Annotated in this window: 22 protein-coding genes; 12 read left to right on the forward strand and 10 right to left on the reverse strand. The window is 64.8% G+C overall.

Annotated elements, in window-relative coordinates; genetic code table 11:
* Positions 1-107: 107 nt before the first annotated feature.
* The 6 genes from fliW to H7X47_RS22695 all read right to left on the reverse strand — a co-directional run bounded on the left by fliW (position 108) and on the right by H7X47_RS22695 (position 5,521).
* Entirely contained in the window at positions 108-593 is a 486-nt protein-coding gene (gene fliW / locus H7X47_RS22670) for a flagellar assembly protein FliW (protein ID WP_193371050.1), read from the reverse strand.
* A 96-nt stretch (positions 594-689) separates the two neighbouring features.
* The gene (locus H7X47_RS22675; RefSeq protein ID WP_193371051.1) at positions 690-1,610 is read right to left on the reverse strand and encodes a flagellin; all 921 of its coding nucleotides are present in this window, start codon (positions 1,608-1,610) and stop codon (positions 690-692) included.
* A gap of 16 nt (positions 1,611-1,626) precedes the next feature.
* Positions 1,627-3,495, reverse strand: a complete 1,869-nt coding sequence (gene flgK, locus H7X47_RS22680; protein WP_193371052.1) for a flagellar hook-associated protein FlgK — start codon at positions 3,493-3,495, stop codon at positions 1,627-1,629.
* Positions 3,496-3,552: 57 nt separating this feature from the next.
* Positions 3,553-4,014 (reverse strand): hypothetical protein, encoded by a 462-nt coding sequence (locus H7X47_RS22685; RefSeq protein ID WP_193371053.1) that lies wholly within the window; start codon positions 4,012-4,014, stop codon positions 3,553-3,555.
* On the reverse strand, positions 4,011-4,316 hold the full coding sequence (locus H7X47_RS22690; protein WP_193371054.1) for a rod-binding protein: 306 nt from the start codon (positions 4,314-4,316) through the stop codon (positions 4,011-4,013). The genes H7X47_RS22685 and H7X47_RS22690 overlap by 4 nt, the downstream gene beginning before the upstream one ends.
* A gap of 2 nt (positions 4,317-4,318) precedes the next feature.
* Positions 4,319-5,521: a flagellar basal body P-ring protein FlgI gene (locus H7X47_RS22695; RefSeq protein ID WP_193371055.1), complete on the reverse strand. Its 1,203-nt coding sequence runs from the start codon at positions 5,519-5,521 to the stop codon at positions 4,319-4,321.
* A 251-nt stretch (positions 5,522-5,772) separates the two neighbouring features.
* Here H7X47_RS22695 and H7X47_RS22700 point away from each other — a divergent pair, with 251 nt between their 5' ends.
* The 5 genes from H7X47_RS22700 (at position 5,773) to H7X47_RS26205 (ending at position 8,427) form a co-directional block, all read left to right on the forward strand.
* A complete protein-coding gene (locus H7X47_RS22700) occupies positions 5,773-6,186 on the forward strand; it encodes a flagellar assembly protein FliX (RefSeq protein ID WP_193371056.1) in 414 nt (137 codons plus the stop codon).
* Positions 6,187-6,322: 136 nt separating this feature from the next.
* Positions 6,323-6,739: an RNA polymerase-binding protein DksA gene (gene dksA, locus H7X47_RS22705; protein ID WP_193371057.1), complete on the forward strand. Its 417-nt coding sequence runs from the start codon at positions 6,323-6,325 to the stop codon at positions 6,737-6,739.
* Positions 6,740-7,197: 458 nt separating this feature from the next.
* Positions 7,198-7,752: a hypothetical protein gene (locus H7X47_RS22710; RefSeq protein WP_193371058.1), complete on the forward strand. Its 555-nt coding sequence runs from the start codon at positions 7,198-7,200 to the stop codon at positions 7,750-7,752.
* Positions 7,753-7,891: 139 nt separating this feature from the next.
* A complete protein-coding gene (locus tag H7X47_RS22715) occupies positions 7,892-8,251 on the forward strand; it encodes a hypothetical protein (RefSeq protein ID WP_193371059.1) in 360 nt (119 codons plus the stop codon).
* A 41-nt stretch (positions 8,252-8,292) separates the two neighbouring features.
* A complete protein-coding gene (locus tag H7X47_RS26205) occupies positions 8,293-8,427 on the forward strand; it encodes a hypothetical protein (protein WP_264373111.1) in 135 nt (44 codons plus the stop codon).
* Positions 8,428-8,540: 113 nt separating this feature from the next.
* Here the strand turns inward: H7X47_RS26205 and flgH are convergent, their stop codons facing one another.
* From flgH to flgF, 4 genes are read right to left on the reverse strand one after another with little or no spacing between them, the layout of a single operon-like run.
* Positions 8,541-9,323 (reverse strand): flagellar basal body L-ring protein FlgH, encoded by a 783-nt coding sequence (gene flgH, locus H7X47_RS22720; RefSeq protein ID WP_322096530.1) that lies wholly within the window; start codon positions 9,321-9,323, stop codon positions 8,541-8,543.
* 14 nt (positions 9,324-9,337) lie between these two features.
* The gene (gene flgA / locus H7X47_RS22725; protein WP_193371060.1) at positions 9,338-10,339 is read right to left on the reverse strand and encodes a flagellar basal body P-ring formation chaperone FlgA; all 1,002 of its coding nucleotides are present in this window, start codon (positions 10,337-10,339) and stop codon (positions 9,338-9,340) included.
* A 14-nt stretch (positions 10,340-10,353) separates the two neighbouring features.
* On the reverse strand, positions 10,354-11,139 hold the full coding sequence (gene flgG / locus H7X47_RS22730; protein ID WP_193371061.1) for a flagellar basal-body rod protein FlgG: 786 nt from the start codon (positions 11,137-11,139) through the stop codon (positions 10,354-10,356).
* 14 nt (positions 11,140-11,153) lie between these two features.
* A complete protein-coding gene (gene flgF / locus H7X47_RS22735) occupies positions 11,154-11,882 on the reverse strand; it encodes a flagellar basal-body rod protein FlgF (protein WP_193371062.1) in 729 nt (242 codons plus the stop codon).
* A gap of 327 nt (positions 11,883-12,209) precedes the next feature.
* On the opposite strand from flgF, the gene H7X47_RS22740 reads away from it, so the two are divergent.
* From H7X47_RS22740 to H7X47_RS22770, 7 genes are all read left to right on the forward strand, one after another.
* On the forward strand, positions 12,210-12,731 hold the full coding sequence (locus H7X47_RS22740; RefSeq protein ID WP_193371063.1) for a flagellar basal body-associated FliL family protein: 522 nt from the start codon (positions 12,210-12,212) through the stop codon (positions 12,729-12,731).
* Between the two features lie 53 nt (positions 12,732-12,784).
* The gene (fliM, locus tag H7X47_RS22745) at positions 12,785-13,879 is read left to right on the forward strand and encodes a flagellar motor switch protein FliM (RefSeq protein WP_193371064.1); all 1,095 of its coding nucleotides are present in this window, start codon (positions 12,785-12,787) and stop codon (positions 13,877-13,879) included.
* On the forward strand, positions 13,879-14,523 hold the full coding sequence (locus H7X47_RS22750; protein ID WP_193371065.1) for a DUF6468 domain-containing protein: 645 nt from the start codon (positions 13,879-13,881) through the stop codon (positions 14,521-14,523). The genes fliM and H7X47_RS22750 overlap by 1 nt, the downstream gene beginning before the upstream one ends.
* Positions 14,524-14,549: 26 nt before the next feature.
* Positions 14,550-15,209, forward strand: coding sequence for a MotE family protein (locus H7X47_RS22755; protein ID WP_193371066.1), 660 nt, complete (start codon positions 14,550-14,552; stop codon positions 15,207-15,209).
* Between the two features lie 114 nt (positions 15,210-15,323).
* Positions 15,324-15,713, forward strand: coding sequence for a response regulator (locus H7X47_RS22760; protein ID WP_193371067.1), 390 nt, complete (start codon positions 15,324-15,326; stop codon positions 15,711-15,713).
* A gap of 44 nt (positions 15,714-15,757) precedes the next feature.
* Positions 15,758-16,417 carry a protein phosphatase CheZ gene (locus H7X47_RS22765; protein WP_193371068.1) on the forward strand — a complete coding sequence of 220 codons (660 nt, stop codon included), beginning with the start codon at positions 15,758-15,760 and terminating at the stop codon, positions 16,415-16,417.
* Between the two features lie 7 nt (positions 16,418-16,424).
* Positions 16,425-17,123, forward strand: coding sequence for a flagellar motor protein MotB (locus H7X47_RS22770; protein ID WP_193371069.1), 699 nt, complete (start codon positions 16,425-16,427; stop codon positions 17,121-17,123).
* Position 17,124 lies beyond the last annotated feature (1 nt).

Below are 17,124 nucleotides of genomic sequence, written 5' to 3' on the forward strand. Positions count from 1 at the left end.
TTTGGCGCCTCCAACAGCCACTGCCGCGGGGCCTGAGCGGCAGACCATTCAAAGAAGAAAGGCGGCGCCCTCAGGACGCCGCCTTTTTCAGTGCATATCTCAACGTGTTACAGGGTATGGCGCACTTCGTAGCGGTCGTTGGGCATAATGTACTGCCAGGCTTGGCGATTTGCCGTGTCGATGAAGATCGGCGCGCGCATGTTGACCGAGGTCTCGAAGCTGTTGCCCATGCGCCGGAAGGTGGCAATCAGCATGATGGCGCAGTTCTGAACGGGGAGGTTCAGGTGCTGCAGGGCAGCGTCCAGGTCCTTGGGCTCGATCAGGCCGGCGGCGGGCTCGTAGGGCAGGACGATGAAGGAGAGGTCGTCCGGCTCCAGGGCCTGCAGCAGCATGAAGCTGGACTGCGTCTCGCTGGGGATCATGGCCAGGCCGAAGGAATTGTATCCGACGAAGCCGGGGATGCCCTTCGGGAAGGTTAAGGCCTGGTTAAGGTCGAATTCGATGACGCCGAACCGCGTCTTCACGGTCGTCGTCTGTTCCGCACCGGAGGGAGGCGCCGAGGCGTACCCGCCGTGGCTGGCTGGAGCTGCCATCCTGGCTGCCTGAGTCTCGCGGGGCATAGTTAACTCCTTACTCTTGAGGGCCTCATTATCGGCCCAATCTGGTTACGAAATCGCTATTTCAGGTATTTATCTCAAATAATTGAGAAGGCTCAGCTCGCTGATTCTGGACAGCGACAGATAGGAGCCCTGGAGCTGCACCTCGTCCTGCGCCAGCCGGGTCGTGGCCTCGGCGACGTCGACGTCTTCCAAGGTCGAGACCAGGTTCGTGGTGTAGGTCAGATAGTCCTCGTGGCCGTCCTTGGCGGCTTCCAGAACCTTGGAGCTGGCGCCGATCCGGCCGCGGATATCGCTGAGCCCGTCGACGGCGGACTTCATCAGGTTGTAGGCTTCCTCCAGCACCGCGTCGTCCAGGTTGGCGCCGGCATAGTCCATATAGGCGAGGGCGCGCAGCAACTCCTCGAAGGCCGGCTCGTCGGCGGTGATGCCGTAGGTCGTCTCGAAGGTCTCGTCGCTGCGCACGGCCAGCTGGAGGTTGTCGCCCTGGTAGTAGTTGAAGTCGGCGGTGAAGACGCCCGGCAGGCCCGCCTGCGGGGTGTAGGTGACGTCAGCCAGGTCGACGGCCGGGTTGTCGGTCTGTGCGCCGGCGAAAAGGAAGCGGCCTTCGTGCTGGGTGTTGAGCAGCGATTCCGCCTCCGCCAGGAAGGTGGCCGCAAATGCCTGCAGCGGCACGTCGCCGATGTTCTGGCCGGACATGGCCGAGCTGATGATCGACAGCACCTCGATCGCCCGGTCCACCATGGTGCCGACGGAGGATTCCATGATGCTCAGGCGAGTCAGGGCCTGATCGATGTTGCGGTTGAACTGCTCGGTACGGGCGACCGCGCGCTCCACGTTCACCAGCTGGTTGGAGTCGGCCGAGATGGTGGAATATTGCTGCGCCACCTTGCCGCTGGCGATCTGGATCTGCCGGTCGGCGACGTTGCCCTGCGTGCGCATGGTGTAGGACAGGGTCAGCTGGTGCTGTGCGAAGTTGGCTACCCGGAACATTGGATGTCTCCTAACCTCAGGCCAGGCTCAAGAGGGTGTCGAACATCTCGTCGACCGCCTGGACCAGGCGCGCCGAGGCGTTGTAGGCGTTCTGGAAAATCGTCATGTTGGCCAGCTCCTCGTCGAGGTTCACGCCTGCCTCCGAGTTGAACCTGGCCTGCAGGTCCTCGAAGAAGAAGGTCTCGAAATTCAGGGCCTCATCGGCCGAGGCGGTCTGCGAGGCGTTGAACGACAGGATCTCGCCGGCATAGCCCGAGAAGGTCGTGCTGACCGCCGAGGGGCCGTTGGCGATGCTGGCATAGTCGAAGTTCTGCCCGAAGGCGTTGGCCAGCTGCTGGGCGATCTCGTTGTCGCCGACGCCGAGGGTCAGGTTCGGCACGGTACCGCGCAGCATGCCGCGGGACAGGTAGGAGGGATCGTCGATGATCGACTGGCGCACCTGCATGGTGCTGGAGATGCCCAGATCGCTGCCCTGGTTCTCCATGGCCAGGACGCCGCCGGTCAGGGCCGGCGTCTCGAAGAGGTCGTTGAGGCCGAAGAAGTTGGAGAAGCCGAGGTAGTCCTCGGTCACCGTGTCGCCGTCGGCATCGAAGGTGATGGTGGCATCGCCCATGTCGGCGACCGGACCGTTGTCCAGGATCGCCAGGCGATAGCCGGGCTCCAGCTTGATCTCCATGCGGTTGGCGTTCCAGGCGGCCGTGCCGTAGCCGGGCGCCGTGGTCAGGAATCCGTCGATGGCCGTCTGGATGGCGTTGGGCGTGGTGGCGCCGGCGGCGATGGTCATCGGCGCGATGACGGCGTTGCCGGTGGCGTCGAGGATCGCGAAGGTCACGTCGGAGCCCAGGGTCAGCGCGCCGGCCGGGTTGGTGATCTCGCGCGAGCCATACATGGCCGCCGGGTCGCCGGCGGCGGTGCCCAGGCCGAAGGGGGTGTTGGCACCGCGGTTGTGAACCCGGTTCACCTCGTCGCGCATCTGGGCGGCGAGCTGGTCCAGTTCGTTCGTCATGGCCGGCAGGGCCTGGTCGCGCATCTCGATCAGGGCGCCGAGTTTGCCGGTGGAAATCTCAGAGGTGATGTCGTTGACCGGCCCGTTCAGGTAGATCCCGCTGATGGTCGCCGGATAGGTCTCGTTGGCGGTCATGTAGGGGGTGATCGTGTACGACAGGGTGCTGACCGTGGCGCCCGTGACCAGGGAGCGGCCGGCGGCGGTGAACAGCCGGATCTGGCCACTGGAGTCGGTGAACTCCTGCAGGTCCATGTATTCGGAGATGGTCTTCACCGCGACATCGCGGCGGTCCTCCAGGTCGCCGACCGGCTGACCCTTGACCAGGTTGTTGGCGATCTGGGCGTTCAGGTCGGCGATGACCTGCAGCGCGGTGTTGATGGCATCGACCGCGGCGTTGATCTCGCCGTCCGCCTGGGTGCGCAGCTGCTGGATCTGGTCGCCCATGCTGTTGAAATACTGGGCCAATTCGACCGCCTCGTTGACCGCGTCGAAGCGGTGGGCGGCGACCTCCGGGCTGTTGGCCACGTTTTCGATGGCCACCGCCAGGTCGGTGATCGAATTGCCGAGGGCGTTGTTGTTGCCCAGCGAGCCGAAGAGCGTCTGCATGCGGTTGAGGTAGTCGGCGCGCACCTCGGCGTTGCCGACCACGGTGGTCTCTTCCATCAGGTCACGGCGCAGGAACTGGTCGATGCGGCGCACGATCTGCGCGGTCTCGACGCCGGCGCCGACACCCCCCAGCACGCGGTTCTGCTGATCGTGGACCTTGCGCGCGTAGTCGGGCGTATTGACGTTCGCCACGTTGCTCGAGGTGACCTGCAGGGCCGTCTGGTTGACCTGCAGGCCGCTGAGCGCGTTGAAGAGGGCGATGCTGAGCGTCATTTTCGGTGTCTCGCTGGAAATCCGGGCAGTTGGATCCGCTGTCTCGGGTTTCGGGGCTTAGAGGTGCTGGTCGATCTGCACGGAAACCGGCGGCTTGCCGCTCGACTTGCTGGTGCTGCCGCGGTTGGAATAGCCGGCGCTTTCGCTCTGCTCCTCCTCCACCGCCTTGACGATGGCGGTGGCGACCCGCTGGTTGGCGGTGCGCGCCGCGTTGATGGCCATCTCGTTCTCGCTCATCACCTCGTGCATGCGCTCCATGACGTCGGTCAGCTCGTCACGCAGCAGCGGATCGATGGCCGCGACGAAAGCCGGATTGCTGCGCAGGTTCTCGGTCTGCTTCTCGTAGGACTGCACCAGGCCCAGCTTGTGGTCCTGCAACTCGCCGAAGTCGCGCACCCGCATGGCGCGCAGCAGCTCGACCTCGCGGCTCATCACCGCCGTCAGGTCCTCGATAATGTGGATCACCTGACGCAGTTCCTCCGGGGTCGGCGGGGCCGCGTCGGCCTGGATCTCGGTCATTGCTGATTCTCCTGCATTCTGAGGATTTCGCGTTGCACCGTGTCTGCGATGCCGATGCCACCCGCCTTGGCGATGGCCTTGCCGTATTCCTGAACCATCAGGGAGCGGTAGATCTTCTCGCCCTGGCCGCCGCCAAAGAGGCCGCCGGTGTCGAGGTTTTCGAACACCGGGCTCAACATCTCGGAGATGAACAGCGCCTCGAACTCCTCGGCGGCCCGCTTGGACTGCTTCAGGGAGACCGCGTTCTCAGCCGGCGAGGGCCGGAAGCGGGTGAGGGCGGCGGTGATTGCGGTCTGATCCATGACTACAGCACCTCGATCTCGGCCTGCAGGGCGCCGGCGGCCTTGATCGCCTGAAGAATGGAGATCATGTCGCGCGGGCCGATGCCCAGGGCGTTGAGGCCGTTGACCAGCTCCTGCAGGCTGATGCCGGAGGGCACCACGGCCAGGCGCCTGTCGCCGTCTTCGTCGACCTGGATGTCGGTGCGGTCCACCACCTCGGTGTTGCCGGTGTTGGAAAAGGCGTTGGGCTGGCTGACCTGCGGTGTCTCGGTGATCCGGATCGTGAGGTTGCCCTGGGCGATGGCGACCGTGCTGATGCGCACGTTCTCGCCCATGACGATGATGCCGGAGGCCTCGTCGATGACCACCCGGGCCGGCTGGTCCGTGTGCACCCGAAGCTGCTCGATGTCGGTCATCAGGGACACCACCTGGCCGTTGTAGCGGGCCGGCAGGCTGATCTGCACGGTGGTCGGGTCGACGGAGCGGGCCGAGGCCTCGCCGGTGTAGTCGTTGATCGCGTCGGCGATGCGCCGCGCGGTGGTCAGGTCCGGGTTGCGCAGGGACAGCTTCACCGTCCGCAGCTGTTCCAGCTCGAAGCCCAGCTCGCGCTCGATGATCGCGCCGTTGGCGATACGCCCGGAGGTCGGCACGCCCTTAACGATGGTCTCGGCGTTGCCCGCGGCGCTGAAGCCGGCCACCGCCACCTGGCCCTGGGCCACGGCGTAGACCTCGCCGTCGGCGCCCAGCAGCGGCGTCACCAGCAGGGTGCCGCCCAGGAGGCTCTCGGCGTCGCCCAGGGCGGAGACCTGCACGTCGATGCGGGTGCCCTGGCGGGAGAAGGGCGGCAGGTCGGCGGTGATCATCACCGCGGCGACGTTGTCGGTGTCCAGGTCCTCGTCACGCGCGTTCACGCCCAGGCGCTGCAGCATGCCGATCAGGCTCTCACGGGTGAAGACGGCGCTGTCCAGGTCGTCGCCGGTGCCGTTGAGGCCGACCACCAGGCCGTAGCCGACCAGCAGGTTGTCGCGCACGCCTTCGAAGTCGGCCACGTCCTTGATCCGGGAAACGGTCTGGGCGCGGGCGGCGGTGCCGTCCAGGACCAGGCCGAGCGCCAGAACCAGGCTGAAGGCCAGCGTCAGCGCCTCAGAGAGCGCGCCGTGGAGGGACGTGCCGAGGCGGGGCAGGCGGGGCCGGAGAGCGGCGATATGAAAACGTGCAGTGGGCATCAAATACATTCCCAGGGCTTTGGACTCCCCAGTCTCAATGCGAATCCCGTGCCAACTCTTGATTTCCCGGAATCTGGCGGAAATGGCGGATTTCCGGGCCCGCCGGAGGGGCGTCGGCGGGCGCCGCCGGGCCGCCGCGGCAAAAACCGGCCTGGGCGGGTAGGAAATTCCTGCCGGTTTTTCAGAGGTTTAACGCGTTGTTAACCGCGTGGGCGCAGTGTCTGCTCAGAAGCTCGAGCTCAGGGTTCTGAATGAAGATCGATCGTTTTTCCGGCCCCAAGACCACCTCCACCTCCCGCGGCGGCCGCGCGGCCCCTTCCGGCGGCGGCGGTTTCGCCCGCGCCCTGGCCGAGGGTCCCTCGCAGAGCGCCGCGCCGGCCGGGTCTTCGCCGGTTTCGGCCCTGAACGCCCTTCTGGCGGTGCAGGAGGTCGGCGACTCTACGGAAGGCCGCCGACGCGCCCGCCGGCGCGCCGAATCCCTGCTGGACAAGCTGGAGGAACTGCGCATCGCCCTCATGCTGGGCGAGGTGCCGCTGGCCCACCTGGAAAATCTGGCCGGCATGCTGAAGCAGCACCAGGAGACGGTCGACGACCCGAAACTCGCTCAAATCATTAACGAAATTGAGATTCGGGCGGCCGTGGAGCTGGCCAAGCGGGGGCGCTGAGGGCGCCCGGGGGCCGAATTTCCGGCGGGAAACCGCGGAATTTCGCCCAAGAAAAATTGATGATTCCAAGGACTTGCCGGGCTAGGCAAATTCCATATACTCCCGGCGCGTTTGGTACTCATTTACGGGACCAGGGATGACTGTGAAGTTGCCGAAGAACTACCGTCCCAAAGAGGGCGAAGAGTTCATGAACCCGAAGATGCGTGAGTATTTCCGCCAGAAGCTGCTGCAGTGGAAGGCGGACCTGCAACGCGAATCGGGTGAGACCTTGCAGCACCTGCAGGAGGTCTCTCTGCAAGAACCGGACATTGCCGACCGGGCGTCTCTCGAAACCGATCGTTCCTTGGAACTGCGCACTCGCGACCGCGAGCGCAAGCTGATCTCCAAGATCGACGCCGCCCTCAGGCGGATCGAGGACGAATCCTACGGCTATTGTGAGGAGACGGGGGAGCCGATTTCCCTGCGCCGCCTCGAGGCCCGGCCGATTGCCACCCTGTCGATCGAATCGCAGGAACGGCATGAGCGCATGGAACGGACCCACCGGGACGACTGAGAGCCTTACGTAGGTCTGCTTTCCCCCAGAAGCAGTAACCCAGAACAAGAAAGGGGCGCGGCGGTGACGCGGGCCCTTTTTTCCTCCCTTCATGCCCCCCGGCGCCACATCGGGCCAACCCCCCCGGGCCTGCCGGCGGGGATGCAGGAGTTAACGTTCTGGTAGGGAATGACATGGGAACCTGAGGTTGAACTCCCGGTCTCCGACGCGACGCGCTCCTGGAACTGCTCATGTACCCTTCAGATTTGACGCTCCTAGTCGTCGGCCTTGTTATCGCCGTCTGTGTCACCGGCGCATTCGTCTATCGCCTGGTTCTCCACGACACGGACCCGGGTAATTTTCGGCGATGGCTTCGGGGTATCTGGGATGCCATTTCGACCATGCTGGCAATGTAGTCCGTCTTCACTGAGGCCGGACGCGCGGGCTTTTGCTTCGGGATGCGAATTGGGGAGCTGATCATGCGGGTGCTGTCGCAGACCGAGGCGAACGACCTTCTTCGGCCGCTGGGCCTCGAAATCGGTTCGTGGAACGGTCTGAATGAACTCGGGTCGGAAAAGTGCCCCTATCGGGTATATCTCGCTCCGCCAGGAGCGCTCGAGCTCTACGTCCTCGCAGGTCATCTGCTGGACTGGCTTGCTCCGAAGGATTGGGTCCTCTTCCAGGTGGACAATTCGACAGTGCCTGTGGGCGACGACGAACACCGGGTGTTCGAGCGCTTGGTCTTCAACGCCGAACAGCGGTGGGACATCGGCACGCAAAGGTCGTTCCTGTTCGGTGACGTAGCGGTCGATGACCCCAAAGCCGTCCGCGAGCAGCTCATTCTGCTGATCTTCTTTGCCCTGATGTTTCAATGGCACGTGTACCTGACTTGTGAGAACGCAGTCCCGGGCCAGCGCCTAGGGCTGCAGGATGGTGCGATATACTTCATCGGAGACGATCGCTTGATCGACCGTGCCGAGGCCCTCATTGAAAAGCTCACCGAAAACCCGCTGCGACTTTCCCAGCCCGGGTAACGTCTGGAAAGCGAAGCGCAAAAGAATTTGAACAGGAGCGAGTCAATTGATCCGTCTGAAAACGCTTGCTCTCGCCCTTTGCTTGATAGGACTTGGCGGAAACCATGTGGACGCTCAGGACGTCCATAGGGAGGTCTGTATGGGCGACGGTCTTTTTCTCACCTATATCACCCCTACGATCCAAACTGTAGCTGTTCGTTCACCGAGTCATGGCGGCAAGACCAGCCTGCTCAGAGGTAGGATCGAATCTATGGCGGTTGGCGACAGCTACCTCGCCGGATACTTGAGTGCTCGGTTTTTTGAGGAGGACTCGCCGATCGGTCTCACTGGCGAGAACGACAGGGAGGGCTTCTTCATTGTCGGCAAGGAATCCACCACTGTCATGTCCGGTCTAAGTGGGGCGTCATTCTTTCGGGTCATGGAAGAAGAGCACGGAGCGAAGATGATCGCCTTCTTCTTACCGACACAGGCGGTTGCTTATGCCGGTTGCGAGCGTTGACCTTAGGTGTCGCCTCTTTTCTGCCGCCGCGGACAGTCTCCATGAATGCCATCACCATCTTCGTCAGTGTGGTTCCTGTCGCAATCGCCTTTTGCGTTGCGGTTTGGATCACCGTGAAATTTCTATGGAATTTGCGCCGCGGCGATGAGCCCTCCGGCAGGAAACTGTGGCGCTAGGTCAGGGATATGGTCGACCTCTTCTGGGGTATCGGCTGACCGGCGGAAAGAAGAAGGGCCGCGTCCGAGGACGCGGCCCTTTTTTGCCTGCGATGGAGGATGCGAAGCAGGACTTAGAAGGGCCAGAGGATATCGAAGACCTGCTGCCCGTAGCGGGGCTGCTGGACGTCGGAGATCTGGCCCTGGCCGCCGTAGGCGATGCGGGCCTCGGCGATCTGGTCGTAGTCGATGGTGTTGGTCGAGGTGATGTCCTCCGGACGGATGATGCCGGCGACCTGCAGCTCGCGCTTCTCGAAGTTCACCCGCACCTCCTGGCGGCCGGCCAGCACCAGGTTGCCGTTGGGCAGCACCTGGGTGACCAGCGCCGCGACGCGCAGGTTGATCGACTCGTTGCGGTTGACCCCGCCGGTGCCGGAGCTGGAGGAATCGCTGTCCAGGTCGACCAGGTTGGTCGGATCGATGGCGTCCGGGAAGATGCGGGTGAGCTGGGTCTCGTAGCCCAGGAAGGCGCTGGCCGAGGAACTCTCCTCGTTGGCGCGCGCGCGCGTGGTGGTGTTGCTGATGGCCGCGTTGTCGGCGATCTCGATGATCACCGTCAGGATGTCGCCCACATTGCTGGCCCGCTGGTCCTTCAGGAAAGCGCGGGAGCCGGGACGCCACAGGGAGTTCGGCTGCCGCTCGATCGGCAGGGGCGCCGGCATCGGCAGGGAAACCGCCTGCGGCGCGGCCAGGGGGGCCGGGCTCTGGATGGTGGAGAGCTGCGGCTCCTCGCCGACCGCGGCCAGGCGGTTCATCATGTTGCAGGCGCTCAAAGTGAGACCGGCGGCGACGATCAGGCCGGCATTGAGGGCCAGCTTCAGGGCTTTCTTCATCTTGGGCTCGCTGTTTCGGGACATCTACCTGTCTCCCCTTAGCGTTCAGCGGTGACGGTGGCGGGCACCACGATCACACTGCCGCCGCCGACGACGACGGCGTTCACGACGGTATTGGACTTGGTGTTCATGACGCGCACGACGTCGCCCTCGGCGCCGTCTTCCAGCGCCCGGCCCTGGACCGTAAGCTGCATGCGCGAGGTCTGCAGGCGGATGGTCACCAGGGTGTTCTTGGTCACCATGACCGGGGACTGCAGGTCGGTGCTGCGCACCAGGTCCTGGGCACGGATCGGCCGGCGCGGGCTCATGCCGATCATGCTGGCGACATCGACCACCGTGGTGCGGGTCAGGCGGTTGGCCTGGACGCTCATCCACTCGATGTCGCGGGCGCGGATGACCTCGCCGGGATTGACGCGGCGGGTCAGCACCGGCACCTCCGTCATTTCCAGGGCGCGGCCGGTGACCGAGAGGGTCGCCTTGGGCTCGCCGGCGGCCGGAGCCACCACGTGGGCCAGGAAGCGCCCGGAGGAGGGATCGAGGGTCAGGCGCGTGACCCGCAGGCTGCGCTCAGCCGTGCTCGGCAGGCGCAGGCGCAGGCCCGGCTGGTCGAAGGAGAGACGCACTTCGCCATCCAGGCCCTGGTCGGCCAGGGCCGTGCGCAGGGCTTCCTCGATCTCCTCGCCGGCAATGTCGTGGCTGTCGCGGCGCAGGTTGATCCGCTCGTAGCGCGAGCGCGGCTGCCAGGGCAGGCCGTGGGCCTTGGCCACGGCGGCCAGCCAGCGCGCGCCGACGTCGATCGAGGCGCCCGGCTGCGGCGCCTTGGCCACCGGGGTCTCGGCCACCGCCGGGTCGGCGATGCCGTCGAAGAGGTCGCGCAGGCGGACCACGTCGTCCTCGATCACGCTGCCGGCGCGCAGGGTCAGCAGATCCTGCCCCGCGGAATCTGGGGCGGCGGTCTCGGCCCGGGCCTGCGGCAGCGGCAGCAGCAGCGCCGCAGCCAGCAGGGCCAGGAGAGCCAGGGAAGCTGTCGTTTTACGCATCTTCAGCCTCCCGCTTAGCGCAGTTGCGTTACGGTGCGCATCATCTCGTCCGAGGACTCGATGACTTTGGAGTTCATCTCGTAGGCGCGCTGGGCGGTGATCAGGTTGGTGATCTCCGAGACCACGTTGACGTTGGAGGTTTCCAGGGCGCCCTGGATCATCAGGCCGAAGCCGGCCGAGCCCGGGGTGGCCACGGAGGCCTGGCCGGAAGCGGCGGTCTCCATCAGCAGGTTCTGGCCGACGGCGTCGAGGCCGGCCTCGTTGGCGAAGTTGGCGAGCTCCAGCTGACCGACGCGCACCGGGGCCACCTGGCCGTCCAGGTCGACGTAGACCTCGCCGCTCTCGTTCACCGTGATCGACACCGCGTCATCCGGCACCGTGATGCCGGGCTGCACCACATAGCCGTCGGCGGTGACGATGTCGCCGTCGGGGCTGAGTTGCAGGCTGCCGGCGCGGGTGTAGGCGGTCTCGCCGCTGGGCAGTTCGACCTGCAGGAAGCCGCGGCCGTTGATCGCCAGGTCCAGCGGGTTCTCGGTTTGCTGGATGTTGCCCTGGCCGGAAATGCGGTAGATCGCCGCCGATTTCACGCCCAGGCCGAGCTGGACGCCGGTCGGCACGATGGTCCCGGCATCGGAGGAGGCGGAGCCGACGCGGCGCAGGTTCTGGTACAGCAGATCCTGGAATTCCGCCCGGTGCCGCTTGAAGCCGGTGGTGTTCATGTTGGCGATGTTGTTCGAGATGACCTCGACGTTGAGCTGCTGAGCCAGCATCCCCGTCGCGCCGATGTTCAGTGATCGCATCTCTCTAGCCTCGCTTATGCCTGAGCCGTGCCGCCGAGCGTCTGGATCGCGCGGCGTTGGCGTTCGTGTTCGTCATTGACCATGCGGCCCGTGGCGGAATAGTGCCGGACCGTCTCGATCATCCGTGTCAGTTCGATGATGCCCTGGACGTTGGAGCCCTCGATGGTGCCCTGCAGCACCTCGGCGCCTTCCGCCGGCAGGGGATCCTGGCCTTCGGCGTCATAGAGGCCGTTGGCCAGCTTCACCAGCGCCTGCTCGTTCTCGAAGTTGACCAGGCGCAGGCGGCCTGCCGGGCCCTGGTCGGTCGAGATGGTGCCGTCGCGGGTGATCGTCACGTCGCGGCTGGTCGGCGGCAGGGTGATGGCGGTGCCGCCTTCGCCCAGGACCCGCTCGCCGCTGGAGGTGACCAGCTCGCCGTCGGCATTGAGCTGGAAGCTGCCGTTGCGGGTGTAACGGGGCCCGGTGGGCGTATCGATCTCGAAGTAGGCCTCGCCGGCGATGGCGAGGTCGAGCGGGTTGTCGGTGGTCGTCATCTGGCCTTCGGTCAGGTTGCGCACCAGGGCGACGTCCTGAACGAAGCTCATCTTCTCGCCGGAATCCGAGGTTTCCAGATACTCGACGAAAAGCATGCTCTGGCCCTTGTAGGCGGGGGTGTTGATGTTCGCCATGTTGTTGGCGATGACATCCATCTCCCGCCGCAAGACCATTTGGCGCGATAGCGCGATGTAACCGGCGTTCTCCATAGTCCTGACTTCCTCTTTTGGGCAGTGCTGGGCTTCCTGCCCGGCACCCCTCTCCACGCAAGAGGCGTGCCAGGAGCGGTCAGAGGGCGACGGCGAGGGATTCCGGGGCTTTGCCGGCCGGGCAGGCGACGGCGGGGCCGCTGTGGGCCGCCGCCGTGGCAGAGCTTGCCCGGCAGATCTTGCCTCCAACCCGCGAAGCCCGCCCGCGCGCGGCGGCCGGGATGGGCGCAGTCCCCAGAGAAATCAACGCTTTCAACCAAGTCTTAACCAACGTTCCGTAGGCTCTGACTGGGCGAAAACTCATGATAACTGAATAGGTTGACCGGTATGGCCGATCAGGCGGATACACAATACCTCGGCGATATGGAGATCGAGGCAACCCCGAAGGGTGGCCTCAATGGCAAGAAGCTGGTCTTGTTCATTATTTTGCCGCTCCTGCTGCTGATCGGCGGTGGCGCGGGGGCCTACTTCGCGGGCCTGCTGGACCCGCTGCTCGGCCTCAACAAGGAGCACGTCGAGGAAGAGGTGGCGCCGGTGGACAGCCGCGCCGTGTTTTTCGATCTGCCGCAGATGCTGGTCAACCTGAACACCGGCGGCAAGAAGAACAACTACCTCAAGATCTCGATCAGCCTGGAGCTGACCCGCGAGGAGGACCGCGCCGAGCTGACCAATCTGCTGCCGCGCGTGGTCGACAATTTCCAGGTCTATCTGCGTGAGCTGCGGGTTGAGGACCTGCGCGGTTCGGCCGGCGTGCAGCGCCTGCGCGAAGAGCTGCTGATGCGCGTCAACACCGCGGTCCATCCGATCGAGGTGCGCGACGTGCTGTTCAAGGAGATGCTGGTCCAGTAGAGGACTGGTTGTGACGAAATTTAATTCGTTAGATCAATGGGTTAAGGGCTGACATGGCCGACGAAGAAGCGATGATGGCTGAGTGGGAAGCCATGGCCGAGGAGGGCGACGCGGAAGACGACGCCGGCTCTGCCGACGGCGGTGGCGCTTCCGATGGCGGCGGCTCCGAAGGCGGTGGCGGCTCGACCCGCGTTCTCGACCAGAGCGAGATCGACAGCCTGCTGGGCGTCGCCGGGGCCGGCGACGACGACGGCGACGAGTCCGGCATCCAGGCGATCCTCAACTCCGCCCTGGTTTCCTACGAACGCCTGCCGATGCTGGAGGTGGTCTTCGACCGCTTGGTGCGCATGATGTCCACCTCGCTGCGCAACTTCACCTCCGACAACGTCGAGGTCAGCCTCGACAACATCACCTCGGCGCGCTTCGGCGATCACATGAACTCCATTCCGCTGCCGGCCATGCTCTCGGTCTTCAAGGCCGAGGAATGGGACAACTACGGCCTGATGACGGTGGACAGCGCCCTGATCTATTCCATCGTCGACGTGCTGCTGGGCGGCCGCCGCGGCACCGCGGCAATGCGCATCGAGGGCCGTCCCTACACGACCATCGAGCGTAACCTGGTGGAGCGCATGGTCCACGTCGTGCTTGCCGACCTCTCGGCCGCTTTCGACCCGCTGTCGCCGGTGACCTTCCGCTTCGACCGACTGGAGACCAATCCGCGCTTTGCCACCATCGCCCGGCCGGCGAACGCGGTCATCGTGGTGACGCTCCGGGTCGACATGGAGGATCGCGGCGGCCTCATCGAGCTGCTGATCCCCTACGCCACGCTGGAGCCGGTGCGCGAGCTGCTGCTGCAGATGTTCATGGGCGAGAAGTTCGGCCGTGACTCGATCTGGGAAGGGCATCTGACCGCCGAGCTGTGGCAGACCGACGTCACCATCGACGCGGTGCTGGACCAAGTCGAGCTGCCGCTGGGCCAGGTGCTGGAGTGGATCGAGGGCAGCCAGCTGGAGCTGAACTGCACGCCCAATTCCAAGGTTGAGCTGCGCTGCGGCGACGTGCCCATGTTCCGCGGCCGCATGGGCCGGCGCGGCGGGCACATCGCCGTGCAGGTCAACGACAAGATTGTGAGGGAGGGAGAGTCTTGATGGCGTTGCTGCAGGACTACGGTCTTGTTTTCGATGCAGTCATCTGCCTGCTGCTGGTTGTCGCCATCGGCTATGCCGTGGCTTTGAACCGCAAGCTCACGCTGCTGCGTGACGCGAAGCGGGACATGGAAAAGCTGTTCGCCGAGTTCGCCAGCGCGACCAACGAGGCGCAGGGCGGACTGATGGCCCTGAAGGAGGGCAGCGGCACGGCCGGCCAGGCGCTGGCCAAGAATGTCAGCGATGCCTGCCGCCTGGCCGACGAAATGGCCTTCCTCGTGAAGAAGGGCAACGAGATCGCCGACCGCCTGGAGGTGCAGATCGCCGCTTCGCGGAAGGCCAGCCAGGTGGTGGCGCCGCTGCGCAAGGAGATGCCGCAGGCGCCGCAGCCCGTGAAGCCGCCTCACTCCCAGGCTCCGCAGGCGCCCCAGGCCCAGCCCAGGGCGCCGGAGACGCTCGGCGCCGCCGCGCTGGAAAGTGGCGCCCTCGACGCGGTCAAGGCGCGCGCCGCCCAGGGCCTGGCGGATGGCCTGGCGGATGGCCTGGCGGCCAAGGAAGGCGCGCCGCGCGGTATCGCCAAGCTGGCCAAGCGCAAGTTGTCGGAGGCCGACAGCGATCTGATGCGGACGCTGCAGGCAATCCGCTGAACCTTTTTTGACGACGAGGTACGTCGATGCGTTTTCGCTTTCTGCCGGTCTTCATTCTGATCGCCGCCCTGGGTGCGGGGGTGAAGTTCGCCGGCCTGTGGCAGACCTTCAGCGCCTCGGCGCCGGCCTTCGCCGCCGGCGACCTGCCGCCGCCGCAGGAGACCGCGGCCGGCGATCCGGCCATGGCGGATGACGCCGCCGACAGCGCCGCGGGCGCAAGGCCGATCCCGGAAGAGCAGATTTCCAACATCTCGACCGACATCTTCCAGATGACCGACGAGGAGCTGGTGCTGCTGCAGTCGCTCTCCCAGCGCCGCGAGGAGCTGGAGCAGCGCGCCCGCGAAATCGACGAGCGCGAGGTACTGCTGAAGGCGGCCGAGCAGCGTATCGAGCAGCGCATCGGCGAGCTGGAGGACCTGCAGGCCTCCATCGAGGCGCTGCTGGTTGAGCACGACGAGCAGACCGAGGCGCAGATGCAGAGCCTCGTTAAGATTTACGAAAGCATGAAGCCCAAAGAAGCCGCGCGAATCTTCGAGGAGCTCGACATGGAAGTGCTCCTGGAGGTCGTCGAGCGCATGAAAGAGCGGAAGTCGGCGCCGATCCTGGCCAAAATGAACCCGGAAAGGGCTAAGACGGTCACCCTGGAGCTGGCCCAGCGCCGCGAGCTGCCGCTTCCCCGCGAATAGGCCTAAAGACCGGGCTTTCTTGACGTTTTTACCGACTATTAACGCCGATTGGCTAGCTTTTCGGCTGGTTCACAAGTGCCTTTGGCGAGCTTGATCAATTACGGGAGTAGAGAAATGTCGTCTGTCGACATGGGTATGCCGATCCTCATTGTGGATGATTATAAGACCATGCTGCGGATCATTCGGAATCTGCTGAAGCAGCTTGGTTTCAACAACGTCGATGAAGCCACCGACGGCAGCGCCGCGCTGCAGAAGCTGCGCGACAAGGAATATCATCTGGTCATCTCCGACTGGAACATGGAGCCGATGAGCGGCATGCAGCTGCTGACGGAAGTCCGTGCCGACATGAAGCTGAAGGACCTGCCCTTCATCATGATCACGGCCGAGAGCAAGACCGAGAACGTGATCGCGGCGAAGGAAGCCGGCGTCAGCAACTACATCGTCAAGCCGTTCAACGCTGCGACCCTTAAGACCAAGCTCTCTGCTGTTCTCGGCAACTTCTAAGCCCTGATCAACGAAGCTCCCGTATTTGGGCTAGGAGGCGAGTCATGGCTGTCACGGCCGTAAAAGAGAAAATCGTGGCGCAGCTTCAACAGCTGCACAAGACCGAGGGGTCGCTTGACCCCGCCGAGGTCGTCACCATCGTCGAGTCTGTTATCGACAGCATTGAGGGTGACCTCACGGCGGTCGGTCTGAAGGTCTATGCCGATATCGAGGCGCTGGCGCGCTACATCAACACCGCCCGCGCCGAGATCGCCGAGCTGCGGCCCGACGACATCAACTCCGAGCATCTTCCTGCGGCCACGGACGAGCTGACGGCCATCGTCGGCGCGACCGAGCAGGCGACGCACCAGATTTTCGAGGCTGTTGAGGGAATCGAGGCGCTGACCGAGAAGATGGAGCCGGAGATCGCCGAGCAGATCTCGGCGGCGGTGACCTCGATCTTCGAGGCCTGTGGCTTCCAGGACATCACCGGCCAGCGCATCACCAAGGTGGTGACCGCGCTGCAGCAGGTCGAATCCAAGGTCGATGCCCTGCTGCACGCCTTCGGCGACGATCTCAAGGTCGATGCGCCGGCCAAGGCGCCGGGTAAGAAGAAGACCACGCCGAGCGGCGCCCCGGCGCGTCCCGACGAGGATCTTCTGAACGGCCCGCAGCTGCCTGAGAACGCCATCAGCCAGGACGATATCGACGCGCTGTTCGGGTGACCCGGCAATGGCCGGCGTCGCAAAGCAACCCGCCTCGCGGCAGAGCAGCAGCCACATCGTCGCCCTGCTGAGCCTGAAGATTCTGCTTCTGGCTTTCTTCATTCTTCTGAACGCGCTTTCCAGCTTCGAGGAAGAGAAGCGCTCGGCTGTCGTCGACAGCGTGCGCGAAGCTTTCCAGGGCGTCTTGCCGTCAACGGTCAACCTGCGCCGCAGCCCGGCGGCCCTCGACATTTTCAAGGGCGCCGAGCAGATCATCGACGAACTGCATCAGCTTTTCGGCGGCGACCTGCCAATCGTCGAACGCCAGGACAGCCCCGGCAGTTGGACCCTGCAGGTCGACATTCCCGAAGACCAGCTCTTCGCCGAAGGCAGCCGCGAACTGCTGCCCGACGGCGCGGAGACGCTGCGCCTGATTGCCGGCGTGCTGGGCGATCCTACGGTCGCCAGGCCCAGCTACCGCCTGGACCTGCTGTACGGCCTGCAGGGCCGCAAAAGCGGCCTGGAGGGGCATCGCGAGGCTCTGGTGCGCGCCGGCGTGCTGGTGCGCGAGTTGGAGCGGCAGGGCCTGGAGGCGCCGCGCCTTTCCACCGGCCTGCTGCCGTCTTTCACAGGTCAGGTGCGCTTCTACTTCACCATCCAACTCGACACGCCCCAGAGCGATACGTCCCGGCCCGAGGGGCCGGCGGCGGGCGCTGGGGAGAACTGAC

Source organism: Pelagibius marinus, assembly GCF_014925385.1.
GTDB lineage: Bacteria > Pseudomonadota > Alphaproteobacteria > Kiloniellales > Kiloniellaceae > Pelagibius > Pelagibius marinus.